The sequence below is a fragment of the Ramlibacter sp. GS1-15 genome, assembly GCF_057785015.1.
Genome location: NZ_JBYNTU010000001.1, coordinates 984,388 through 1,006,426, shown reverse-complemented (window position 1 = coordinate 1,006,426; position 22,039 = coordinate 984,388). Strand labels below are relative to the sequence as shown.

Here is a 22,039-nt window from a genome sequence, read left to right as displayed (position 1 = left end):
ATTCCCGCGCCAGGGTCTGGCGCAAGCATGTTTCCAAGAATGACATTTGACGAACTGAAGCTGGCACCCGCCATCCTCAAGGCCGTGCGCGAGCAGGGCTACGAAACTCCCACCCCCATCCAGGCGCAAGCCATTCCCGCCGTCCTCGAGGGCCACGACATCCTCGGCGGTGCCCAGACCGGCACCGGCAAGACGGCCGCCTTCACGCTGCCCATGCTGCACAAGCTGACCACCGGCCGCAGCAAGACGAACAAGTTCGGCAAGGACGGCATCGCCGCCCTCGTGCTCACGCCCACGCGTGAACTCGCCGCGCAGGTGGAAGAATCCATCCGCACTTACGGCAAGCACCTGCCGCTCACCTCCGCGGTGATCTTCGGCGGCGTGGGCATGAATCCGCAGATCGACCGCATCCGGCGCGGTGTCGACATCCTCGTGGCGACGCCCGGCCGCCTGCTCGACCTGCAGCAGCAGGGCCACCTCGACCTGTCGACGGTCGAGATCCTCGTGCTCGACGAGGCCGACCGCATGCTCGACATGGGCTTTCTGCCCGACGTGAAGAAGATCCTCGCGCTGTTGCCCCGGGAAAAGCAGAGCCTGCTCTTTTCCGCGACCTTCAGCGACGACATCCGCGAGCTGGCCAACAGCCTGCTGAAGAACCCGCAGAGCATCCAGGTCACGCCGCGCAACACCACGGTGCAGCGCATCACGCAGGTGATGCACCCGGTGGGCCGCGGCAAGAAGAAGGAGTTGCTCGCGCACGTGATCAAGGAGCACGACTGGTCGCAGGTGCTCGTCTTCACGCGCACGAAGTTCGGTGCGAACAACGTCGCCGAATACCTGAACAAGCATGGCGTCACGGCGATGGCGCTGCACGGCAACAAGAGCCAGAGCGCCCGCACCCAGGCGCTCGGCGGCTTCAAGAGCGGCGAGATCCGCGCCCTGGTGGCCACCGACATCGCCGCGCGCGGCATCGACATCGACGACCTGCCCCACGTCGTGAACTACGAGATCCCCAACGTGCCCGAGGACTACGTGCACCGCATCGGCCGCACCGGCCGCGCGGGCGCGGAAGGCCAGGCCGTGTCCTTCGTCTGCCTCGACGAGGAAGGCTTCATGCAGGAGATCGAGCGCTTCACCAAGCAGCGCATCCCCGTGCAGGTGATCGAGGGCTTCGGGCCGGAAGCCGGTGAGCGCGCCGAGCCGATCGCCATGGGCCGCCAGACGATCTGGGGCGGCGCGGGCAAGGCGCCCAGCCGCGAGGTGATGGCCGCTGCCGCCAAGGCCGCGCGCCAGGAGATGATGCAGCGCATCCGCGAGAACAAGGCGGCGCAAGGCGAAAAGAAGGACCGGCAGCCGCAGCAGGCGCAGGGCAACGGCAACGGCAATGGCCAGCGGGCTGCGCAACAGCCGAAGCCGCGCAACGGCCACAGCGGCCAGCAAGCCCAGCGCAACGGGCACAACGGCAACAACGGCAATGGCCAGCGGCGCGAGCGCGACGTGCGCGAGGTGCGCGACGATGTCCGGGACGAAGACCGCATGCCGCGCAACGTCGATCCGCTGCGCACCAACCTGCCGAGCCGGCGCGACATGACCGGCGTGCAGCGCGTCAACACCAACGGCCAGCCGGACCCGACACGCACCAGCATCGACAGCATGGGCGCGACGAACCGCCGCGGCGGTGGCAACCGCAATCGCGGCAGCGGCGGCGGCAATGGTGGCGGGTTCGGCGCGCGCGCCAACAGCCGCTACGGCCGCTGATCTCCTGGATCGAGGACCTGCGGGGCCGGCGCGCGACGACGCTGGCCGGCCCAGACGCCGGGCCAAGCGGGGAAGTGCATACTTGCGCGATGGCTGACCCTCCAGGTACGCGGTCCGTGCTTCTCGCAGGCGCTTCCGGCCTGGTCGGCCGGGAGATCCTCCAGGGCTTGCTGGCCGACCGCACGGTGGGCCGGATCCACAGCCTCGGCCGCCGCGAGCTGGACGTGAGCGATCCTCGATTGGCGCAATACCGGGTCGACTTCGCGGCCTTGCCGCCCCTGCCTGCGGTCGACGAGTGCTACATCGCGCTGGGCACGACGATCAAGGTGGCGGGCAGCCAGCCGGCATTCCGTGCCGTCGATTTCGACGCGGTCGTGAACACGGCCCGGGCCGCGAAGGCCGCCGGCGCGACCAAGCTCGGCGTGGTGAGCGCGATGGGTGCCGATCCGCGCTCGTCCGTCTTCTACAGCCGCGTGAAAGGCGAGATGGAACAAGCCCTCGCCTCGCTCGGCTTCGAGACGCTCGTCATCGCCCGACCCTCGATGCTCGCCGGCGACCGCGCGTCGCTCGACCAGCCGGTGCGCAGGGGCGAAGGCCTGGCGTTGAACATCTCGCGCTGGTTCGGTGCGGTGATCCCGCGCAATTACCGATCGGTTTCCGTGGCCAGCGTCGCGCGCGCCTTGCTGCAGGCCGTGCCGTCGTCGAAGGGACGGCGCGTCATGCTCTCGGGCGAACTGCGCGACGGCTAGGAGGGCGGCGAGCGCCGTCGCGCCGGCGTGCCGCTGACGGCTTCCTCGCGCAGCTCGCGGATCACCTTGCCCATGGAGGGCACCATCATGTTCCAGTGCACGGCGCTCGCGAGCGCGGGGTGCGTGTTGCGCCACTGGGGGCTGGACACGAAGCCGAGCGGGTCCGCGAAAACGCCTTCGGGCCCGCGCAACAGGTTCTCTCGCGCCACCGCCTCGCCCGTGAGGAAGGCGTCCTGCCGGCCGTTCCAGATCGAAGCGCCGGCGCGGTGGATGCCGTAGCCGCACTCCCAGCCCTCTTCCCGCAGGCGCTGGCGCGCGGCGGCCATATAGGCGGCATCGAAGATGTACGTGTCGGTGGCGATCCACTGTCCGCCAATCCACATCTCGGCCACCGGGCGTGCGGCGCTCGACATGCGCGAGATCAGGCCACGCAGCATCTCGCCGGGCAGCTGCATGTAGCGCACGCGCGCGGGGATGCCGGCGATGCGCAGCAGCGCGACGAGGAGGCCCACCTTGTCGAGCGCGTCGCCGCGCCCGGCGGCGATCACCTGGCGCGGGCTGCGCAGCTTGAACTTGAAGGGCCTGGCGAACGGCATGCGCTTGACGAAGCCGTAGATGGCCAGGGCCTTCTCGCGTTCGTTCTTCGCCAGTTGCGTCAGGGCCCGGCTGCGCAGGCGGAGCTTGGCGTCGCCCAGGTCCAGCATTTCAGTGGAGCCGAGCCACTGCTCGGGTCCATCGGGCTCTCGAGGCTGCGATTCCGCGGGCAGTACTTCGCGCACGCCGCCGATTCTAGCCAAGGCCCGCAAGGGCGGCAGCGAATCCACTTCCGGCCTGCATCGCGGCGTCGTGCCCAACGACGCGGCCTGCCGGCCGGCTCGATCACGGTGTGCAGGTGGTCGAAGGTTCTCACGCGCCCGGCAGCGGCAGCGCCGGCGTGTTCAGCCGCGGCAGGCGCTTGCGGCCGGCCAGCACCGATTCGATGTCGTTGGCGGCGCCGTCGATCAGCACCAGGATCGCCTTCTCGGCCCGCACCGGGTCGTGCGCGATCACCGCGTCCAGCACGGCGCGGTGCAGCGGCAGCGACGCGCGCGGCCCGCCCTTCTTGCTGGTGGAGATCTCGAAGCTGGTACGGAGCAGCGCGCCGATCGCCTTGCTCATTTGCACGATCATCCGGTTGCGGCAGGCACGCAGCAACCCCTGGTGGAAGCGCAGATCGTGCGTGACATAGTCGCCGCCTTCCTCGATCGCGCTGCGCATGCCTTCGTAGGCGGCCTCGATGTCGCGGATGTCGCGCGGCGTCGCGCGCTCGGCCGCCATGCGCACCGCGGCGGGTTCCAGCACGCGCCGCAGGTCCTGCAGGTCGCGCAGGAAGTCGCGCGTGAGCCCCGCGTTGGATTGCCAGCGGATCACGTCGGGGTCGAACCAGTTCCACTGGTCGGAAGGCTGGACGCGCGTGCCGACCTTCGGGCCGGTGGTGATCATGCCCTTGGCGACCAGCGACTTCACCGCCTCGCGCACCACCGTGCGGCTCACGCCCAGCTCTTCGCAGAGCAGCGGCTCCGGTGGCATGGCGTCGCCCGGCTCGTACACGCCGCGCACGATCTGCTCGCCCAGGCGGTCCACCGTATTGCCGTGGACGTTCTTGATTTTCATTGCATGGGCGACGCCACCGTGCCGTTGCCGACGCGCTTGCCCGTCGCACCGTCGAAGACGTGCGTCTTGCGGGCGTCCACGCGCAGCTTCACCATGTCATCGGGCTGCAGCCCGGTGCGGCCATGCATCACCAGCACGATCTGCGCCCGGCCGACTTCGAGCAGCAATTCGGTTTCCGCGCCCGTGGGCTCGACGACGATCACCTTGGCGGGGACGCCCTCGTCCGAAGTGGAGATCGAGAGGTCGGTCGGGCGCACGCCGTAGTGCACCCGCTGGCCGTCGGCGACGCCCGGCATCAGGTCCACCGGCCAGCGCTGGCCCTCGGCCTCGACCCAGGCGCGGCCGCCTTCGACGCGCATCGTGCCTTCGATCACGTTCATGGCCGGCGAGCCGATGAACTGCGCGACGAACAGGTTGCCCGGGCGGTCGAACAATTCGAGCGGCGTGCCGATCTGCTCGACGATGCCGTCGTGCATCACCACGATGCGGTCGGCCATCGTCATCGCCTCGATCTGGTCGTGCGTGACGTACACCGTGGTGGTCTTGAGCCGCTGGTGCAGCGCCTTGATCTCGGCGCGCATCGCGACCCTCAGCTTCGCGTCGAGGTTGGACAGCGGCTCGTCGAAGAGGAACACCTTGGGGTCGCGCACGATCGCGCGGCCCATCGCCACGCGCTGGCGCTGGCCGCCCGACAGCTCGCGCGGGTAGCGATCCAGCAGCGCGTCGAGGTTCAGGATGTGCGCGGCGTGGGCCACGCGCTCGCCCGTGAGCTTGTCGTCGGCCCGGCGCAGACGCAGGCTGAACGCCATGTTCTCGCGCACCGTCATGTGCGGGTAGAGCGCGTAGCTCTGGAACACCATCGCGATGTCGCGATCCTTGGACTCGAGCTCGTTCACGACCTTGCCGTCGATCGCGATCTCGCCGCCGGAGATTTCCTCCAGGCCGGCCAACATGCGCAGCAGGGTGGACTTGCCGCAGCCCGACGGGCCGACCAGCACGACGAACTCGCCGTCGGTGATGTCGAAGCTGATGCCGTGGATGACCTTGGCCTTGGCAAAGGACTTCTGGATTTGACGGAAGGATACGGATGCCATCTTTGACTCAGCTCTTGACTGCGCCGGCGGTGATGCCGGACACCATGTAGCGCTTGAACGCGTAATAGATCGCCGCCGGCGGCAGCGCGTAGATGAAGCCCGTGGCCATCAGCAGCTCCCACGGCGAATCGTCCGAGGAGAGGAAGTGGCCGAGGGCGACGGCGAGCGTCATGCTCTCGTCGCGCGACAGCAGCAGGAAAGCGTACAGGTACTCGTTCCATGCGAGCAGCAGCGCGTAGGTGCCGACGGCGACGAGCGACGGCACCATCAGCGGCAGGTACACGAGGCGCAGCAACTGCAGCGGGGTGGCTCCGTCCATGCGCGCGGCTTCGTCCAGCTCCCAGGGCAATTTGTCGCTCGCCTGCTTGAGCACCCAGATGCAGTAAGGCGACGCGATCGTCACCATGGCGAGGATCAGCGCCCACTGGTTGTTCAGCAGCCCGTAGCTGCTCATCGCCTTGTACATCGGCACGGCGAGGAAGGCCGCGGGGATGAAATACGTGAAGAGCGCGAGGTTCATCACCGTACGGCCGCCGCGCACGCGCAAGCGGCTGATGGCGAACGCCGCGCAGGTCGCGATGATCAGCGTGAGCACGCCCACGGTGAGCGCGATGGCCAGCGAGTTGCCCAGCTGCACCCAGAAGTTCACCAGGTAGAAGTGCTCCTGGCGGAACACCACGCCGAAGTTGTGGAGCGTCGGGTGGTCCGGCCAGATCTTGCCTGCCGTCACCGATTCGCGCGGCGAGATCGACAGCACGAAGAGGTGATAGACCGGGATCATGGTCCACAGGAACACCGGGATCCCGATCAGGATCAGGCGCGCTTCGTCGAGGACTTTGCGCATCTTCACTTGGACAGCCTCTTCATCATGAAGTACACGAGGGGCAGCACCAGCGGCATGGCCACGACGATGGACGCCATCGCGAGGTCCACTTGGTCCAGGCGCAGGTAGCGGATGCCCAGGGTGGCGAGCACGTGCGTGAGGTCGGCAGGACCGCCGCCCGTGAGCAGGTACACGCTGTTGAAATCGCCCAGCGTCCAGATCATCGAGAGCACGGTGGACGTGAGGTACAGCCCGCGCATCGAGGGCCAGGTGATGAAGCGGAACTTCTGCCAGCGCGAGGCGCCGTCGACCGACGCGGCCTCGTACTGCTCGCCGGGAATCGCCAGGCGCCCGGCCACCAGGATCAGCGTCCAGAACGGCAGCGATTTCCAGACGTGCATCAGCATGGAGAACGTGAGGGCGAGCGTCGGATCGTTCAGCCAGTTCGGCCCGTCGGCGCCGGTCAGCCGGAAGATCGTGCTGTTGATGACGCCCCACTCCGGGTTGAGCATGAAGCGCACCGACAGGATCGTCGGGATCGACGGCACGGCCCACGGCAGGATGAACAGCGCGGACAGCAGCTTGATCCACCAGCGCTCGGTCACGAAAAAGCCCGAGAGCAGCAGCGCCACCAGCATCTTCAGGTTGATCGCGACGACGATGAACACCAGCGTGTTGATCGCCGTGCGGAAGAAGATCGGGTCGCTGGCCAGCTGGACGTAGCTGTCGGGATGCCGCGCGAGCCACAGGCCATAGCCCACGGGGTACAGCACGAAGACGAGGAACACCACCAGGTAGGGCACGATCAGCGCCCGGCCCCAGAACTGCCAGGAGCTGGTGACGCGGCGCCGCACCGGCGGCGCCGCAGCCTCGACAGGAATCGTCGCGGACATCGGGAAGCGCTCTCTCGTCAGCCGGCCACTTGCTTGATGCGGGCGATCATCTCGTCCACCGCCTTGTCGACCGGCACCTTCTCGTTGATGATGCGGTTCATGGCCTTGCCCCACACGTTCTCGTTGTTCAGGACCGTGAACTTGTAGTTCTTGGTGAACTCGAAAGGCGTGGTGCCGTTCATGAACTGGTTGTAGACGGCCAGGCGGTGCGGGTCCGACTTCCAGAACGCGCTTTGTTGCGCCGTCTTCTGCACCGGGAACCAGCGGCCGAGCGAGCCTTCGACGTACGGCGTGAGGTTGGCCTCATCCAGCATGAAGGCGACGAACTGCTTGGCCAGCGCCTTGTGCTTCGCGTCCTTGAAGATCACGCCGGTCTTCACCGCCGCGCGGTAGATCATCTTGCTGCCGTCCGGCTTGTTCGGGAAGCCCGAGGTGGCGATGTTCTCGGTGTAGTTCTTCTTGGCCTGCGCGCGCTGCTGCTCCGACAGCGTCGTGTTGTTCATGTCGTCCAGCCACTTGGCCGCGATCGAGATGGTGGCGTTGTGCGTGAGCGCGATCGTGCGGTTGTGGAAGGCGTTGTTGTTGTCCGGGTCCTTCCAGGTCGTCGACGAAGGCGGCGTGCAGCCCTTCTGGTAGGGCATGACGTAGTCGGACAGCGCGTTGATCAGGCCCTGGCGCACGGCCGGGTCGTCCACCAGCAGCTTGCCCGAGTCGTTCACCAGCTTGACGTTGTACGCGTCCATGAAGGTCAGGAACGAATAGAACGTGTCGCTCGAATCCACGCCCATCGGGAAGCCCGTGCCGTACACGCGCGAGCCGGACTTCTGGCGATAGGCCGGCTGGAATTTCTCGCACCAGAAGCTCCAGTAACCCTTCCAGTCCTTCGGGATGTCGGTTTCCTTGAAGCCGGCGTCGTGCAGCATGTCCTTCCAGTACTGGATGTGCATGGTCTGCTGCTTGATCGGGAAGGCGTAGTACGCGCGCTTCTTCTCCGCGTCGTTGTAGAGGAACGTGGTGGACAGCGCCGTGGGCTCGAACTTCGCGCGGATCGGGTCGATCACGCTGGAGATGTCCTCGAGCTTGCCGTCGTACGCCCACTTGGCGGTGACCTGGAAGTCATACACGTCCGAGTACGCGACGTCCGGCGGGTTGCCCGAATCGAGGGCGGCGACGGTCTTGGGGATGGTGTCCTGCACCGGGTATTGCGAGAGCTCGACCTTCACGCCCTTGTGCTTGGCCTCGAACTTCTTGATGGCCGCGAACAGCGCATCGTCTTCCGACTTGTAGAAGCCCTTGGTCCAGAACACGGTCAGCGTCTCGTCCGCGCGTGCGGCGCCGGTGGCGGCCACCAGCCCGAACGCCGCAAGTGCGAGCGCGATCGATCGTTTCATTTTCATTTCGCGTGTCTCCTTGTGAGGCCCAAAAATCCTATCGTATGATGATTGACGCGCACGCCCGAAGAGGGTTTTCCCGTTCCGGGTCAGCCCTGACGGCACTCCGGCACGGGCGTCAACAGCGGCTTGCCCGCGAAGTGCGCGCGCAGGTTGTCCATCGCGAGGTCGGCCATCGCGCGGCGCGTCTCGCCGGTCGCGCTGCCGATGTGCGGCGTGAGCACGACCTGCGGCATGTCGCGCAGCGCCTGCGGCACCATGGGCTCGGCCTCGAACACGTCCAGGCCCGCACCGGCGATCACGCCGCGTTGCAAGGCGTCGACCAGCGCGAGTTCATCGACCACCGAGCCACGCGCGACGTTCACCAGGATCCCCTTGGGTCCCAGCGCTTCCAGCACCTCGCGGTTGATGAGGTGGCGCGTGCCCGCGCCGCCGGGCGTGATGACGACGAGGAAGTCGGACCGGGCCGCGAGCTCGCGCACGTCCGCGTAATAGGTGTGGGGCAGCTGCGGCTTGGGCGAGCGCGCGGTGTAGGCGACGCTCATGCCGAAGGCCAGCGCGCGATTCGCGATCGCCTGGCCGATGCGCCCCATGCCCACGAGCCCCAGGCGCGCGCCGGACATCTTGCGTGCCAGCGGCATCGGGCCCTTGGCCGCCCACTGGCCATCGCGCACATAGCGGTCGGCTTGCGGCAACTGGCGCGCGGCCCCCAGCATGAGGGCGATCGCGAGATCGGCCACGTCGTCGTTGAGCACGTCCGGGGTGTGCGTGACCATGATGCCGCGCGACCGGGCGGCGGCGACGTCCACGCCGTCGTAGCCGACGCCCATCACCGAGATGATCTCCAGGGCCGGCAGTTGCGCGATCACGTCCGCAGGAACCTTCGATTCGCCGGAAGCGGCATAGCCGCGGATCTTCGCGGCGTTGGAGGCGTCCACTTGCGTATGGGTCGTGAACTCGGCCTTGAGTTGTTCGAGGTACATCGGGGACAGGCGCGGGGCGAGCAGCACGTCGATGGCGGGCAAGCGGGTCTCCTTGGGGGTTTTCACGGTCGGAAAAGCCAATCGTCATACGATAGGATGTTGCCTGTCAATGCAGGAAACACCATGAGCGACAAGCCGCGCAAGAAACCCCAGGAGCTTCGTTCTCAACAATGGTTCGGCCGCCAGGACCGCGACGGCTTCGCCTACCGCAGCTGGGTCAAGGGCAAGGGCGTGCCTCACGACCAGTTCGACGGCCGCCCGGTCATCGGCATCTGCAACACTTTCAGCGAGCTGACGCCGTGCAACTCGCACTTCCGCACCCTCGCTGAGCAGGTGAAGATCGGCGTGTACGAAGCGGGCGGTTTCCCGCTCGAGTTCCCGGTGATGTCGCTCGGCGAAACGCTGTTGCGCCCCACCGCCATGCTCTACCGCAACCTCGCGAGCATGGACGTGGAGGAATCGATCCGCGGCAACCCGGTGGACGGCGTCGTGCTGCTCATGGGCTGCGACAAGACCACGCCCTCGCTCATCATGGGGGCATCGAGCGTGGACCTGCCGACCATCGGCGTCTCGGGCGGCCCAATGCTCAACGGCAAATGGCGCGGCCAGGAGCTCGGCTCGGGCACCGGCGTGTGGAGCATGAGCGAGCAGGTGCGCGCCGGCACGCTGAAGCTGCAGGACTTCTTCGAGGCCGAGAGCTGCATGCACCGCAGCCACGGCCACTGCATGACCATGGGCACGGCCTCGACGATGGCCAGCATGGTCGAGGCACTCGGCCTGGGTTTGCCGGGCAATGCCGCCTACCCCGCCGTCGACGGCCGCCGCAACGTGATCGCGCGCAATGCCGGGCGGCGCATCGTGGAGATGGTGCACGAGGACCAGAAGATCTCGAAGGTGCTCACGCGCGAGGCCTTCGAGAACGCGATCCGTACGCTGGCCGCCATCGGCGGCTCGACCAACGCGGTGATCCACCTGATCGCGATCGCCGGCCGCCTGGGCGTCAAGCTGACGATCGACGATTTCGAAAGGCTGGGCAGCGAGATGCCGTGCCTGGTGAACCTGCAGCCGTCCGGCCAGCACCTGATGGAAGACTTCTGCTACGCGGGCGGCCTGCCGGTGGTGATGAAGGAGATCTCGCAGTTCCTGCATCTCGACGCCGTGACGGCCAACGGCAGGACCGTGCGCGACAACATCGCCGACGCGCAGAACTACAACGAGGACGTGATCCACCCGCTGGACAAGCCGTTCAAGGACCATGCGGGCATCGCGATCCTGCGCGGCAACCTGGCGCCGCGCGGCGCCGTGATCAAGCCGAGCGCGGCCACGCCGGAACTGCTGGTGCACAGGGGCCGCGCCGTCGTGTTCGAGGACTCGGACGATTTCCATCGCCGCATCGACGACGAGAACCTCGACGTGGACGAGACCTGCATCCTCGTTCTGAAGAACTGCGGGCCCAAGGGCTACCCCGGCATGGCGGAAGTGGGCAATATGCCGCTGCCGCCCAAGGTGCTGCGCAAGGGGATCACGGACATGGTCCGCATCAGCGACGCGCGCATGAGCGGCACGGCCTACGGCACCGTGGTGCTGCACACCTGCCCCGAAGCCGCGGCGGGCGGGCCGCTCGCGGTCGTGCGCAATGGGGACATGATCGAGCTCGACGTGCCGAACCGCAGATTGCAGCTGGACATCAGCGACGAGGAGCTCGCCGCGCGCCTGAAGGACTGGAAAGCGCCGAAGCCGCCGCTGGACTCGGGGTACTGGAAGCTGTACATCGACCACGTGCTGCAGGCCGACCAGGGCGCCGACCTCGATTTCCTGGTGGGCACGCGAGGCTCGTTCGTGCCCAAGGACAATCACTGATGGCCTCCATCCTCGACAAGTTCGGCCTGAAGAATCGGGTCGCGCTGGTCACGGGGTCCAGCACCGGCATCGGTTTCGCCATTGCGGGTGGACTCGCCTCGGCCGGTGCGCGCGTGGTGCTCAACGGCCGGGACAAGGCGCGGCTCGATCGTGCGGTGGCCCAGCTGCGTGATCAAGGCGCCGACGTGCACGCCTCGTCGTTCGACGTGACCGATGGCGCCGCCGTCGCCGAGGCCGTCCAGCGCATCGAAAGCGAGGTCGGCCCCGTCGACATCCTCGTGAACAACGCCGGCATGACGCGCCGCGCGCCGCTCGAGCAATTCGAGGAGGAGCACTGGCACCAGATCATGGCCTGCAACGTCGACAGCGTGTTCCTGGTCGGCCAGGCTGTCGCGCGCCGCATGATCCCGCGCCAGCGCGGCAAGATCGTCAACATCTGCTCGGTGCAGAGCGAGCTGGGCCGGCCCAACATCGCGCCCTACGCCGCGAGCAAGGGTGCGGTGAAGATGCTGACCAAGGGCATGGCGATCGACTGGGGCCCGCACGGCATCCAGGTCAACGGCCTGGGGCCCGGCTACTTCAAGACCGAGCTCACGCAGGCGCTGGTGGACAACCCCGAATTCAGTGCCTGGCTGGTCAACCGCACGCCTTCGCGGCGTTGGGGCGATGTCGAGGACCTGCTCGGCGCCGCGGTGTTCCTGGCGAGCGACGCCTCGAACTTCGTGAACGGCCACATCCTGTACGTCGACGGCGGCGTGACCGCCACGCTCTGAAAGGAAAGGATGTTCGACCCCACGCTTCTCACTTCGCGTAGTGCGCTGCCCCCCGAGGCGGCTTCAGCCTCCTTCGGGCGGCCGTGCGGAGGCTGACGATGGAAGCGCTCGTCATCCACGCCGCGAAGGACCTGCGCATCGAGGACGTGCCCACGGACCCGCTCGGGCCCGGGCAGTTGCGCGTGCGCGTGCGCTTCGGCGGCATCTGCGGCTCGGACCTGCACTATTTCAACCACGGCGGCTTCGGCACCGTGCGCGTGAAGGAGCCGATGGTGCTCGGCCATGAGGTCGCGGGCGTGATCGAGGAAACCGGAGCGGGCGTGAGTGGCTTCGCCGCCGGCGACCGCATCGCGATCAGCCCGAGCCGCCCGTGCGGGCAATGCATGTATTGCCAGCAAGGCCTGCAGAACCATTGCCTGGACATGCGTTACTACGGCAGCGCGATGCGCACGCCGCACGTGCAAGGCGCGTTCCGGCGCGAGATCGTCGTCGACGCGGCGCAGGCGCACAAGCTCGCCGCCCACGTGAGCGACCGTGAAGGCGCGATGTGCGAGCCGTTCGCCGTCGCACTGCACGCCGTGCGCCGCGCCGGGCCGCTGCTCGGCAAGAACGTGCTCGTCACCGGCTGCGGTCCGATCGGGGCGATGGCGGTGATCGCCGCGCGCCGCGCCGGCGCGTCGACCATCGTCGTGACCGACGTCGGCGATTTCCCGCTGCGCAGCGCGCTGAAGGTCGGCGCGGACCGCGCGATCAACGTCGCCCAGGAGCCCGAAGCGCTCGCGCCCTACGCCGGGGACAAGGGCTCGTTCGATGTGCTGTTCGAGGCGAGCGGTAACGAGCGCGCACTGCGCGGCGCCTTCGACGTGCTGCGCCCGCGCGGCATCATCGTGCAGCTCGGCCTGGGCGGCGAGATGAACCTGCCGATCAATGCGATCGTCGCCAAGGAGTTCGAGCTGCGCGGCACCTTCCGTTTCCACGAGGAATTCGGCATCGCCGTGGAGCTGCTGAACAAGGGCCTGGTCGACCTCAAGCCGCTGATCTCGGCCACGGTGCCTTATCGCGACGCGGGCCGCGCGTTCGCCCTCGCGGCGGACCGCACGCAGGCGATGAAGGTGCTGCTCGACTTCGAGTGATCAGGCGCGGCGCAGGAACCGTCCCGCGCGCGTCGTGACGCCCTCGCCCGCGCGGTAGCTCTCCACGCCGTTCACCCACACGCGCTCGATCCCTTCGCTCAGCTGCTCGGGCTGCTCGAACGTCGCGACGTCGCGCACACGCTGCGGATCGAACAGCACGACATCCGCCGCAAAGCCTTCGCGCAGTTCGCCGCGCTGCGCGATGCCGAAGCGCCGCGCCGACAGGCCGGTCATCTTGTGGATCGCCTGTTCGAGCTTCAGCAAGCCCTTCTCGCGCCAGTAGCACGCCAGCACGCGCGGGAACGCGCCCCACAGGCGCGGATGCGGGCGCTCGTCGTGCGGCAGGCCGTCCGAGCCGATCATCGAAAGCGGATGCGCGATCACGCGCTCCACGTCGTCCTCTCGCATCTGGAAGTAGCACGCGCCGCCCGGCTGCAGCCGGCGTGCGGCTTCCTGCTGCGTGACGCCCCACTCCTTCGCGATATCGGCCATCCAGCGTCCGGCCATCTCGGGGTGCGGCTCGCTGCCCGTGATCAGCACGTCGATCACGCCGTCGACCATGTCTTCGCGCAGGACCGTCGAGCCGGCGGTGTACGGATAGACGTCGAGCGAGAGGGGCTGTCCCCGCGCGAGCTCGTCGATGAGCGGCAGCGTCTCGCGCGTGCGGCCCCAGTTCGCGGGGCCCGCGCACTTGTGGTGCGAGAGCACGAGCGGCAATCCGGCGCGCTTCGCCGTCCCCGCCGCTTCCATCATGGCGGGCAGGATGCCGGCCATCTCGTCGCGGATGTGCGTCACGTAGATGCCGCCGCTGCGCGCCGCGACGGTCGCGAGCGCGACGAGCTCGTCCATGTCCGCGGCGTAAGCCTCGCGGTAGAACACCCCCGACGACAGGCCCAGTGCCCCCGCGTCCATCGCTGCCTGCAGGTCCGCGGCCATCGCCGCGCGTTCGCCCGCGTCCGCGGCCCGCGCGAGGTCCTTCACGTGCTTCACGCGCAGCGCCGTGTGCCCCATCAGCGCCGCGACGTTCACGCCCGGGCGGGCCTGGTCGATCGCGCGGGCATAGTCGCCCAGGCTCGCGTGCCGGAACTGCTGCCTGCCCAGCAGCGACAAGGGCGCGGGCGGGTCGCCCGTCACGACGGGTGCCAGCGAGATGCCGCAATTGCCGACGATCACCGTCGTCACGCCCTGCGACAGCTTGGGCAGCATGTCGGGCGTGTCGATCGCCGCGGCGTCGTCGTGCGTGTGCACGTCGATGAAGCCCGGCGCGGCGACCAGGCCCTGCGCGTCGACCTCCTCGGTGCCGACGGGGACCCGCTTCGGATCGACCGTCCCGACCGCCGCGATCCGCCCTTGCACCAACAGCACATCACCCCGGCGCGCCGCGGCGCCCGTCCCGTCGACCAATGTCGCGCCGCGGATCAGCGTCGCTTCCTTACTGCCTGCCATGTCCTGCTTCCTCGTTGCCGTCGCGCGAGCCTTCGAACTCCGCGCTGTCGAAACCATGCCGGTGCAACAGTTGCTTGAACTGCTGCAGCCCGTGCGCCACCTGCGGCCCGAGCTTCTGCGCGAGCCGCACCATCAGGATCTCGATCACCACCAGGTGCGCGAGATATGCCTCGGTCCCCACGCGCATCACGGCGTCCTGCGGCACCGACACGGCGATCAGCGGATCCGCGATCTCGGCGAGCGGCGTACCGGGCTGCGTGAGCGCGATCACCGTCGCGCCTTGCGAACGCGCGAACCGCGCCGCCTCCAGCGTGTACGGCATCCGGCCCACATGCGAGATCACGAACGCCACGCCCTGCGGACCGAGCGTGCTCGCGGACACGAGCTGCTGGTGCGCATCGAAGATCGCGTTCGCGTGCCGGCCCAGCCGGAACAGGCGGCTTTGCAGCTCGCTCGCCATGAAGGTCGAGGCCGCGCCGACCGAATAGCAATCGATGCGGCTCGCCTGCGCCAGCTTGTCCGTCACGCGGTCGATCACCCTCGCGTCGACGTGGCGGCCCAGCTGCGCGAGCGACGACACCGCCGCCTGCACGATCTTGCTCGCCACGTCGGCGGCGCCGTCCTCGGGCAGCACGCTGCGGTGCAGGTACGAGCCCGACACCGCGACGTCCTGCGCGAGCGCCAGCATGAATTCGCGCACCGACCCGTAGCCGAAGCTGCGGCAGGTGCGCACGATGGTCGGCATCGACACGCCCGAGGCCTGCGCGAGCTGTTCCACCGTCGCGCCGGCGGCGGCGCGCGGGTCCTCGAGGATGACGCCGACGACGCTGCGCTGCGCCGCGGGCAAACCGTCGAGGCTCTCGCGCATGCGCCGGATCAGGCCGTGTGCCGAATCGTTCATGTTCTTCAGAACCGCGTGTGGATCGCGCCGGTGACGGCGCCGTCGTCCTCGATCACGGGCATCCAGCGCCATTTGTCGAAGGTCGTGCACGGGTGCGAGATGCCCAGGCCCACGCGGTCGCCGACCTTCGGCGCGGCGCCGGCCGGATCGAAGCGCAGGTAGGCGTGCTGGTCGTTGAGCGCGCTGATCTTCCAGCCCTGCGGCGCGGCGGCCGCGACACCCGCGCCGCGCGGTGCGTGCTTGATCGGGATCGGCATCTCCAGGTCGTAGGAGATGTCGCGGCGGCCGCAGGTGAGCAAGGCCAGCCCCGGTTGGGGCACCGACTGCACCATGGCCCACACTTCCAGCGCGGGCCGCAGCGATTCGTCCAGGCCTTCGCGCTTTTCGACGTTCTTCAGGAAGCGGGCGTAGTTGCCGTGATCGTGCGTGACATAGCAACCCGAGCGCAACACGCCGCGCACCGGCTTCGACAATCCCCGTGCCTGGAGCAGCGGGATCACGAGGTCGAACACGGCCGAGCCACCCGCCGTGAGCATGATCTCGTCGTCGGCGAAGAGATCCGCGTCGTCGCAGGCTTGCGCCGTCTCGAGCACGCGCCGCACGAGCGCCGTCACCTCCCGCGCGTCGTGCTCGCTGTCGCAGGTGGCGACGCCGCCTTCGTAGCACTCGATGCCACCCAGCCGCGCCGACGCGGAGCGCGCGATGGCGTGGGCCAGCTCCACCGCCTGTTCCAGCGTGCGGCAACCGGTGCGCTGGCCGGGGATACCCATCTCCAGCAGCACGTCGAAGCGACGGGCCTTGCCGCGCCGGGATGCCCAGTCCTCGATCAGCGCGAGCTGGGCGAGCGAATCGACGAGGAACCACACGCGCAGGCCGGCATGGCGGGCCAGCAGCGCATCGAGCCCGTCGAGGTCGGCATCGCACACCACCTGGTTGGCGATCACGACCCGCTTCGCGCCGGCGGCCACGCCCACCGCCGCCTGGAACACGGTGGCGAAGGTCAGGCCCCAGGCGCCGGTGGCCAGCTGCTGCGCGAACAGTTCGGGCGACATCGTCGTCTTGCCGTGCGGCGCCAGCTCCACGTCCTTGCGCCGCGCGAAATCCTGCATCCAGCGCAGGTTGTGTTCCACCGCCGGGCGGCGCAGCACGGCGACCGGATACGCGAAGTCGTCGGCCAGCAGGTTCCAGCCACGCTCGGCGATGCGGTACGCGCCGACAGGCTCCGCGGCAAGCGGGTAGCTCTTGCTGCGATGGTCGAGGGTGAAGTCGTCGTTCGTCATGGGGCGGGCAGGTCGGTGCGCCAGCAGGCCTGGAAGTGGCCGGGCCCCGTCTCGCGCAACTGCATGTCGGCGCCGGCGCAGGCGTCGACGGCATGGGGGCAGCGCGTGCGGAAGACGCAGCCCGACGGGGGATTCGCAGGGCTGGGCAGGTCGCCCTGCAGGAGGGGGATCGTGCGGCGGCGCGCGGGATCGGGAATGGGCGCGGCCGCCAGCAGCGCGCGCGTGTACGGATGCTGCGGACGGGCGAACAGCTCCTCGGTCGGTGCGATCTCCATCACCCGGCCGAGATAGAGCACCACCACGCGGTCGCACAGGAACTCGACGACGTCCAGATCGTGCGAGATGAACAGCAGCGTGAGGCCCAGCCGCTCCTTGAGTTCGCCCAGCAGGTTCACGACTTGCGCCTGGATGGACACGTCCAGCGCCGACAGCGGCTCGTCGGCCACGATGAACTTCGGTTGCACCGCGAGCGCCCGCGCGATGCCGATGCGCTGGCGCTGGCCGCCCGAGAACTCGTGCGGGAAGCGGTCCGCGTGCTCGGGTCGCAGGCCCACTTGCTGCAGCAGCTCGTGGATGCGCGGCAGGCGGGCCTTGCCGCGCGCGAGGCCGTGCGTGTCGAGCGCCTCGCCCAGCACCTGCCGGATGCGCATGCGCGGGTTCAGGCTGGCGTACGGGTCCTGGAAGATGATCTGGATCTGCGAGCGCAGCGGCCGGTATTGCGATTGCGTGAGGCGCGCGAGGTCGCGCGTGTCGCCGTTCTGGCCGTACAGCATCTCGCCGGACGTGGGATCGACGAGCCGTGTGAGCAGCCGGCCGATCGTGCTCTTGCCCGAGCCCGATTCCCCGACGAGGCCGAGCGTCTCGCCTTCACGGATCGAAAAGCTCACGTCGTCGACCGCGCGCACCGGGTGTGCCCCGCTGCCGAAATGCTTGCGCAGGCCGCGCACTTCGATCAGGTTCACGCGGCCACCTCCTCGCGCACGTGGATGCAACGCACCTGGCGCAGCGGCCCGGCGGCTTCCAGCTGCGGCATCGCCGAGTCGCATTCGTCGGTCCGCATCGGGCAGCGGGGCGCGAACGCGCAACCCGGCGGCGGGGCGAGCGGGCTCGACACCTGGCCCGGGATCGCCGTGAGCCGCCGCTTGGCGCCGTGCGCCCGGGCGACGCCCGGCAGGCACGCGAGCAGGCCGCGCGTGTACGGGTGGCACGGATTCGCGAACAGCTCGTGCACCGGCGCCGTCTCGACGATGCGGCCGGCATACATCACGGCGACGTCGTCGGCGTACTGCGCGACGACGCCGAGGTTGTGCGTGATGAAAAGCAGGCTCATGCCGGTTTCCTTCTGCAAGCGACCCATGAGCGCGAGGATCTGCGCCTGGATCGTGACGTCGAGCGCGGTGGTCGGCTCATCGGCGATGAGCAGCGTCGGATCGCAGGCCATCGCCATGGCGATCATCACGCGCTGGCGCATGCCGCCGGAAAGCTGGTGCGGGTACTCGTGCAGGCGCCGCGCCGCCGCGGGGATTTCGACGAGCTCGAGCATGCGAAGCGCGCGCGCAGCCGCTGCCGTACGGTCCACACCCTTGTGCAGCCGCACGCTCTCGGCGATCTGCTCGCCGATCGTGAGCACCGGGTTCAGGCTGGTCATCGGCTCCTGGAAGATCATCGCGAGCTCGTTGCCGCGCAGCTGGCGCCGTTGGGCCTCGGAAATCGCGAGCAGGTTCACGCGCCGCCCGTCGCGCCGCACGAACCACGCCTCGCCCGCGACCTGGGGCTGCGAGGTCCGGGCGTGCAGGCCCATGAGCGACAGGCTCGTCACCGACTTGCCCGAACCCGATTCGCCCACCAGCGCCAGCGTGCGGCCCGGCGCGATCGCGAACGACACGTCGGCCACGCTCTGGATGCGGCCCGCATCGGTCGCGAAGGAGGTCGAAAGGCCCTGGACCTCGAGGCGCGCGCTCATCAGGTAGCCTTCTTCAGTTTCGGGTCGAGCAGGTCGCGCACGCCGTCGCCCAGCATCTGCAGCGACAGCGCCGTGAGCACGATCGCCAGCCCCGGCGACAGGATGGTCCAGAACGCCTTGTCGGCGTATTCGAGGCTGCCGGCGATCATCGTGCCCCAGGTGGGGATGTCCGGCGGCACGCCGACGCCGAGGAAGGACAGGCCCGCCTCCGCGAGGATCGCGTAGGCGAAGATGAAGGTGACCTGCACCAGCACCGGCGACATCAGGTTCGGCAGGATGTGCGACGCGAGGATGCGCGGCGTGCGGACACCGAGCGCGCGAGCGGCGTCGACGAAGAGCAGCTCCCGCAGCACCAGCGTCGCGGCGCGCACCACCCGCGCGACCCGCGGCGTGTAGACGATCACCAGCGCCAGGATCACGTTCCACAGCGACACGCCGAGGATGGACACCAGCGCGATGCCCAGCAGGATGTCGGGGAAAGCCATCATCGCGTCGATCACGCGCATGACCGGCGCATCGAGCTTCCGGAAAAAGCCCGCCAGCATGCCGAGCAGGGTTCCGAACAGCACCGCACCCGCCGCCGTCACGGCGCCGATCAGCAGCGAGTAGCGCGCGCCATGCACGATGCGCAGCATCACGTCGCGCCCGAGCTCGTCGGTGCCCGCGAGGTGTTCGGCCGAAGGCGCATGCAGCCGCTGCGCCACCGCGATCTCGTTCGGATCCGCGCCCCAGACGAGCGGGAACAGCACCGCCGTGAGCACCACCGCGATGAGCGCGAGCGCCGCGACCAGCACGACCTTGCGCGCGAACAGGCGCCGCAGCGCGAGCATCAAGCCGTTCATTTGCCTTCCAGCCGGATGCGCGGGTCGACCAGCGTGTACGTCAGGTCGATCGCGAGGTTGATCAGAACGTAGATTGCCGCGATCACGAGCAGCGTGCCCTGGATCACCGGGTAATCGCGCCGCAGCACCGCGCGCACGACCAGGTTGCCGACGCCCGGCAGGTTGAACACGGTTTCGGTCACCACGGTGCCGCCGATCATCAGCGCGACCGTGAGGCCGATCACCGTGATGATCGGCACCAGCGCGTTGCGCAGCACGTGCTTGAACATGACGACCCGTTCGGGCAGGCCTTTCGCGCGCGCGGTGCGCACGTAGTCCTCGCCGAGGATGTCGAGCATCGACGCGCGGGTGAAGCGGATGATCAGCGCGGAGTTGAGCAGGCCCAGCACGGTCGCGGGCAACGCCAGGTGATAGAGCCGATCCGCGAGGCCCATGCCGGGATCGCCGTAGCCCGAGGCCGGGAACCAGCCCAGGTGCACGGCGAACAGCTGGATGAGGATCAGCCCGAGCCAGAAGCTCGGCACGCTCGCGCCGAGCATCGCGACGCTGCTCACGGCCTGGTCCGCGGCGCTGCCGCGCCAGATCGCGGCGGCCATGCCGCAGGGCACGCCGATCAGTGCGGCGATCGCCACGGCGAACAACGCGAGGAACAGCGTCGGCTCGGCGCGTTCGAGCAGAGCCTGCGTCACGGGCCGCTGCAGGAAGATCGAGTCTCCCAGGTTGCCGTGCAGCACCTGGTTGGCCCACAGCACGAACTGTTCGGGCAGCGGCTTGTCCAGGCCGTAGCGCACGCGCGCCTGCGCGATGTCCTCGGCCGTGGCCTGGTCGCCGAGCAGGACGGCGACCGGATCGCCCGACGCGAGCCGCGTGAGCGCGAACACGAGCACGGCGACGATGGCCAGCACCGCCGCCGCACCCGCGAGCCGACCGAACAGGAATCGCATCGGCCTTCAGCCTCTACTTCGCCAGGCCCGTGTTCCAGAAGAACGGCCAGATCGCGGGCGTGTAGCCCTCGAGCTTCGCAGAGCGCGCGGACAGGCTGTTGAACTTGCCGACTTCGATGAACGGCACTTCGTCGTAGACCACCTTCTGCACGTTGCCCCACAGCGGGCCGCGCTTGGCGATGTTGGCTTCCTGGTTGAACGCCGACAGCGCCGCCTTCTTCGCGGGCGAATCCCACCAGCCGGGCGCACCGTCGCCGAGCTGCGGCGGCGAGAGCATCGGCTCGGGGAACAGGCCCGAGTGCGTGAAGTACACGTCCCACAGCTTCGGGTCGTTGCGGCGCTGGACCAGCGTGGACCAGTCGACCACCTGCAGGTCGGTCTTGAAGCCCGCCTTCTTCAGTTGCTCGGCCATCACCAGCGCCATGTTGTAGTGGAACTCGTACTGGCGGCTCGCCATGATGCGGATCGGCTGGCCGTTGTAGCCCGCCTTCGCCGCGAGTTCCTTCGCGCGCTGCGGGTTGCGCTCGTTGTACGCGTCGCTTCCCGAAGCCGAGTAGTAAGGCGTGCCCTTCGGGAAGAAGTTCGGCTCGACGACGAAGAAGCGGTTGTCGCCGAAGCCGGCGGCCAGCAGTTCGCCCTCTCCCACCGCCGTCTGCACCGCGCGGCGCAAGGGCTGCGACGTGAGCACGCCTTCCTTCGTGTTGAACACGATGTACGGGAAGCCGAAGTTCTTCGTCACGATCGGCACCACCGAAGGTCCGGCCTTCTCGACGCGGCCGATCGCCTCGACCGGCAGCAGGTCCGCGTACTGGAATTGGCCCGAGAGCGCGCCTTCGACGCGTGTGTTCGCGTTGGGCACGGGCACGAAGCGCAGCTCGTCCAGCAGCGCCTCACGCTTGCCTGCGTAGCCGCTCGCCGGTTCCTTGCGGGGCGAATACGCTTCGTTGCGCACCAGCACCGTGTACTGGTCGGGCTTGCGCTCCTTGAACTTGTACGGGCCCGTGCCGATGTAGTCCTTCAACTGGGGCGCGATGCTCTCCCTGGCCATGATCGCCGCCATGCCGCTCGGCAGCGCGAGTTGCGCCAGCAGCGGCGCATAGATCGCCTTCAATTTGATCTCGACCGTGTTCGGGCCTTTCGCCGCGAGCGACGCGACCTCCTTGCCCACCGACTTGCCGCGCGGCGACAGCTCCATCCAGCGCTGCAGCGAGGCGACCACATCGTCCGAGGTCATCTCCCGCCCATTGTGGAATTTCACGCCCTTGCGCAACGCGATCGTGTACGTGAGGCCGTCCTTGGACACCGTCGGCAGCGACTCGGCCAGCATCGGCGCGACGTTCCAGTTCGCATCGAACGTGTACAGCGGCTCGTAGACGTGCTGCATGATCGTGCCCACGAGGTCCGCCGTGGTGATCATCGGGTCCAGCGCCTGCGGCTCGGCGATCATCGCCAGGTTGGCCGCGCCACCTTTGGCGGGCGCCGCCTGCACCGAACCCAGTGCGAGGGTCGAGGCCGCCAGCACGGCCAGGATGGGCTTGATCAATTGCATAGCG

At 68.4% G+C, this 22,039-nt stretch carries 20 protein-coding genes; 5 read left to right on the top strand and 15 right to left on the bottom strand.

Going from position 1 to position 22,039, the window contains the following annotated elements; genetic code table 11:
* Window positions 1–39 precede the first annotated feature (39 nt).
* Window positions 40–1,758 carry a DEAD/DEAH box helicase gene (locus AC3EF3_RS04950; protein WP_488531040.1) on the top strand — a complete coding sequence of 573 codons (1,719 nt, stop codon included), beginning with the start codon at window positions 40–42 and terminating at the stop codon, window positions 1,756–1,758.
* 116 nt (window positions 1,759–1,874) lie between these two features.
* The gene (locus AC3EF3_RS04945; protein WP_488531039.1) at window positions 1,875–2,507 is read left to right on the top strand and encodes a Rossmann-fold NAD(P)-binding domain-containing protein; all 633 of its coding nucleotides are present in this window, start codon (window positions 1,875–1,877) and stop codon (window positions 2,505–2,507) included.
* Here AC3EF3_RS04945 and AC3EF3_RS04940 read toward each other — a convergent pair.
* From AC3EF3_RS04940 to AC3EF3_RS04910, 7 genes are all read right to left on the bottom strand, one after another.
* Window positions 2,504–3,286 carry a transglutaminase-like domain-containing protein gene (locus AC3EF3_RS04940; protein ID WP_488531038.1) on the bottom strand — a complete coding sequence of 261 codons (783 nt, stop codon included), beginning with the start codon at window positions 3,284–3,286 and terminating at the stop codon, window positions 2,504–2,506. The two genes, AC3EF3_RS04945 and AC3EF3_RS04940, sit on opposite strands and share 4 nt — an antisense overlap.
* 127 nt (window positions 3,287–3,413) lie before the next feature.
* Window positions 3,414–4,160, bottom strand: a complete 747-nt coding sequence (locus AC3EF3_RS04935) for a FadR/GntR family transcriptional regulator (protein WP_488531037.1) — start codon at window positions 4,158–4,160, stop codon at window positions 3,414–3,416.
* Window positions 4,157–5,254, bottom strand: a complete 1,098-nt coding sequence (locus AC3EF3_RS04930; RefSeq protein ID WP_488531036.1) for an ABC transporter ATP-binding protein — start codon at window positions 5,252–5,254, stop codon at window positions 4,157–4,159. Before AC3EF3_RS04930 ends, AC3EF3_RS04935 begins: the two co-directional genes overlap by 4 nt.
* 7 nt (window positions 5,255–5,261) lie before the next feature.
* A complete protein-coding gene (locus tag AC3EF3_RS04925) occupies window positions 5,262–6,098 on the bottom strand; it encodes a carbohydrate ABC transporter permease (protein WP_488533739.1) in 837 nt (278 codons plus the stop codon).
* A 2-nt stretch (window positions 6,099–6,100) separates the two neighbouring features.
* On the bottom strand, window positions 6,101–6,970 hold the full coding sequence (locus tag AC3EF3_RS04920; RefSeq protein ID WP_488531035.1) for a carbohydrate ABC transporter permease: 870 nt from the start codon (window positions 6,968–6,970) through the stop codon (window positions 6,101–6,103).
* Between the two features lie 17 nt (window positions 6,971–6,987).
* The gene (locus AC3EF3_RS04915) at window positions 6,988–8,367 is read right to left on the bottom strand and encodes an ABC transporter substrate-binding protein (RefSeq protein WP_488531034.1); all 1,380 of its coding nucleotides are present in this window, start codon (window positions 8,365–8,367) and stop codon (window positions 6,988–6,990) included.
* A gap of 83 nt (window positions 8,368–8,450) precedes the next feature.
* Window positions 8,451–9,344 (bottom strand): 2-hydroxyacid dehydrogenase, encoded by an 894-nt coding sequence (locus tag AC3EF3_RS04910; protein WP_488533738.1) that lies wholly within the window; start codon window positions 9,342–9,344, stop codon window positions 8,451–8,453.
* Between the two features lie 123 nt (window positions 9,345–9,467).
* Between AC3EF3_RS04910 and AC3EF3_RS04905 the strand changes: the two genes are divergently transcribed.
* The 3 genes from AC3EF3_RS04905 (at window position 9,468) to AC3EF3_RS04895 (ending at window position 13,110) form a co-directional block, all read left to right on the top strand.
* The gene (locus AC3EF3_RS04905; protein WP_488531033.1) at window positions 9,468–11,204 is read left to right on the top strand and encodes an IlvD/Edd family dehydratase; all 1,737 of its coding nucleotides are present in this window, start codon (window positions 9,468–9,470) and stop codon (window positions 11,202–11,204) included.
* Window positions 11,204–11,977 carry a glucose 1-dehydrogenase gene (locus tag AC3EF3_RS04900; RefSeq protein WP_488531032.1) on the top strand — a complete coding sequence of 258 codons (774 nt, stop codon included), beginning with the start codon at window positions 11,204–11,206 and terminating at the stop codon, window positions 11,975–11,977. Before AC3EF3_RS04905 ends, AC3EF3_RS04900 begins: the two co-directional genes overlap by 1 nt.
* 98 nt (window positions 11,978–12,075) lie before the next feature.
* Window positions 12,076–13,110, top strand: coding sequence for an L-idonate 5-dehydrogenase (locus AC3EF3_RS04895; protein WP_488531031.1), 1,035 nt, complete (start codon window positions 12,076–12,078; stop codon window positions 13,108–13,110).
* Here AC3EF3_RS04895 and AC3EF3_RS04890 read toward each other — a convergent pair whose 3' ends face one another.
* From AC3EF3_RS04890 to AC3EF3_RS04855, 8 genes are read right to left on the bottom strand one after another with little or no spacing between them, the layout of a single operon-like run.
* Window positions 13,111–14,556 carry an N-acyl-D-amino-acid deacylase family protein gene (locus tag AC3EF3_RS04890; RefSeq protein WP_488531030.1) on the bottom strand — a complete coding sequence of 482 codons (1,446 nt, stop codon included), beginning with the start codon at window positions 14,554–14,556 and terminating at the stop codon, window positions 13,111–13,113.
* Window positions 14,543–15,457 carry a MurR/RpiR family transcriptional regulator gene (locus AC3EF3_RS04885; protein WP_488531029.1) on the bottom strand — a complete coding sequence of 305 codons (915 nt, stop codon included), beginning with the start codon at window positions 15,455–15,457 and terminating at the stop codon, window positions 14,543–14,545. The genes AC3EF3_RS04890 and AC3EF3_RS04885 overlap by 14 nt, the downstream gene beginning before the upstream one ends.
* 5 nt (window positions 15,458–15,462) lie before the next feature.
* The gene (locus AC3EF3_RS04880) at window positions 15,463–16,737 is read right to left on the bottom strand and encodes an amino acid deaminase (RefSeq protein ID WP_488531028.1); all 1,275 of its coding nucleotides are present in this window, start codon (window positions 16,735–16,737) and stop codon (window positions 15,463–15,465) included.
* Complete coding sequence (locus AC3EF3_RS04875; protein WP_488531027.1) at window positions 16,734–17,699, bottom strand: ABC transporter ATP-binding protein; 966 nt, start codon at window positions 17,697–17,699, stop codon at window positions 16,734–16,736. The genes AC3EF3_RS04880 and AC3EF3_RS04875 overlap by 4 nt, the downstream gene beginning before the upstream one ends.
* A complete protein-coding gene (locus AC3EF3_RS04870; RefSeq protein ID WP_488531026.1) occupies window positions 17,696–18,700 on the bottom strand; it encodes an ABC transporter ATP-binding protein in 1,005 nt (334 codons plus the stop codon). The genes AC3EF3_RS04875 and AC3EF3_RS04870 overlap by 4 nt, the downstream gene beginning before the upstream one ends.
* The gene (locus tag AC3EF3_RS04865; protein WP_488531025.1) at window positions 18,700–19,542 is read right to left on the bottom strand and encodes an ABC transporter permease; all 843 of its coding nucleotides are present in this window, start codon (window positions 19,540–19,542) and stop codon (window positions 18,700–18,702) included. The genes AC3EF3_RS04870 and AC3EF3_RS04865 overlap by 1 nt, the downstream gene beginning before the upstream one ends.
* Window positions 19,539–20,486 carry an ABC transporter permease gene (locus AC3EF3_RS04860; protein WP_488531024.1) on the bottom strand — a complete coding sequence of 316 codons (948 nt, stop codon included), beginning with the start codon at window positions 20,484–20,486 and terminating at the stop codon, window positions 19,539–19,541. The genes AC3EF3_RS04865 and AC3EF3_RS04860 overlap by 4 nt, the downstream gene beginning before the upstream one ends.
* A gap of 13 nt (window positions 20,487–20,499) precedes the next feature.
* Window positions 20,500–22,035 (bottom strand): ABC transporter substrate-binding protein, encoded by a 1,536-nt coding sequence (locus tag AC3EF3_RS04855; RefSeq protein WP_488531023.1) that lies wholly within the window; start codon window positions 22,033–22,035, stop codon window positions 20,500–20,502.
* Window positions 22,036–22,039: the final 4 nt, after the last annotated feature.

Excerpts from the sequence above, each read along its gene's own strand:
- AC3EF3_RS04925 (WP_488533739.1), bottom strand. The coding sequence starts at position 6,098 with ATGCGCAAAGTCCTCGACGAAGCGCGCCTGATCCTGATCGGGATCCCG.
- AC3EF3_RS04900 (WP_488531032.1), top strand. The coding sequence starts at position 11,204 with ATGGCCTCCATCCTCGACAAGTTCGGCCTGAAGAATCGGGTCGCGCTG.
- AC3EF3_RS04880 (WP_488531028.1), bottom strand. The coding sequence starts at position 16,737 with ATGACGAACGACGACTTCACCCTCGACCATCGCAGCAAGAGCTACCCG.
- AC3EF3_RS04950 (WP_488531040.1), top strand. The coding sequence starts at position 40 with ATGACATTTGACGAACTGAAGCTGGCACCCGCCATCCTCAAGGCCGTG.
- AC3EF3_RS04865 (WP_488531025.1), bottom strand. The coding sequence starts at position 19,542 with ATGAACGGCTTGATGCTCGCGCTGCGGCGCCTGTTCGCGCGCAAGGTC.
- AC3EF3_RS04915 (WP_488531034.1), bottom strand. The coding sequence starts at position 8,367 with ATGAAAATGAAACGATCGATCGCGCTCGCACTTGCGGCGTTCGGGCTG.
- AC3EF3_RS04860 (WP_488531024.1), bottom strand. The coding sequence starts at position 20,486 with ATGCGATTCCTGTTCGGTCGGCTCGCGGGTGCGGCGGCGGTGCTGGCC.
- AC3EF3_RS04935 (WP_488531037.1), bottom strand. The coding sequence starts at position 4,160 with ATGAAAATCAAGAACGTCCACGGCAATACGGTGGACCGCCTGGGCGAG.
- AC3EF3_RS04930 (WP_488531036.1), bottom strand. The coding sequence starts at position 5,254 with ATGGCATCCGTATCCTTCCGTCAAATCCAGAAGTCCTTTGCCAAGGCC.
- AC3EF3_RS04890 (WP_488531030.1), bottom strand. The coding sequence starts at position 14,556 with ATGGCAGGCAGTAAGGAAGCGACGCTGATCCGCGGCGCGACATTGGTC.
- AC3EF3_RS04855 (WP_488531023.1), bottom strand. The coding sequence starts at position 22,035 with ATGCAATTGATCAAGCCCATCCTGGCCGTGCTGGCGGCCTCGACCCTC.
- AC3EF3_RS04870 (WP_488531026.1), bottom strand. The coding sequence starts at position 18,700 with ATGAGCGCGCGCCTCGAGGTCCAGGGCCTTTCGACCTCCTTCGCGACC.
- AC3EF3_RS04905 (WP_488531033.1), top strand. The coding sequence starts at position 9,468 with ATGAGCGACAAGCCGCGCAAGAAACCCCAGGAGCTTCGTTCTCAACAA.
- AC3EF3_RS04910 (WP_488533738.1), bottom strand. The coding sequence starts at position 9,344 with ATGTACCTCGAACAACTCAAGGCCGAGTTCACGACCCATACGCAAGTG.
- AC3EF3_RS04895 (WP_488531031.1), top strand. The coding sequence starts at position 12,076 with ATGGAAGCGCTCGTCATCCACGCCGCGAAGGACCTGCGCATCGAGGAC.
- AC3EF3_RS04920 (WP_488531035.1), bottom strand. The coding sequence starts at position 6,970 with ATGTCCGCGACGATTCCTGTCGAGGCTGCGGCGCCGCCGGTGCGGCGC.
- AC3EF3_RS04885 (WP_488531029.1), bottom strand. The coding sequence starts at position 15,457 with ATGAACGATTCGGCACACGGCCTGATCCGGCGCATGCGCGAGAGCCTC.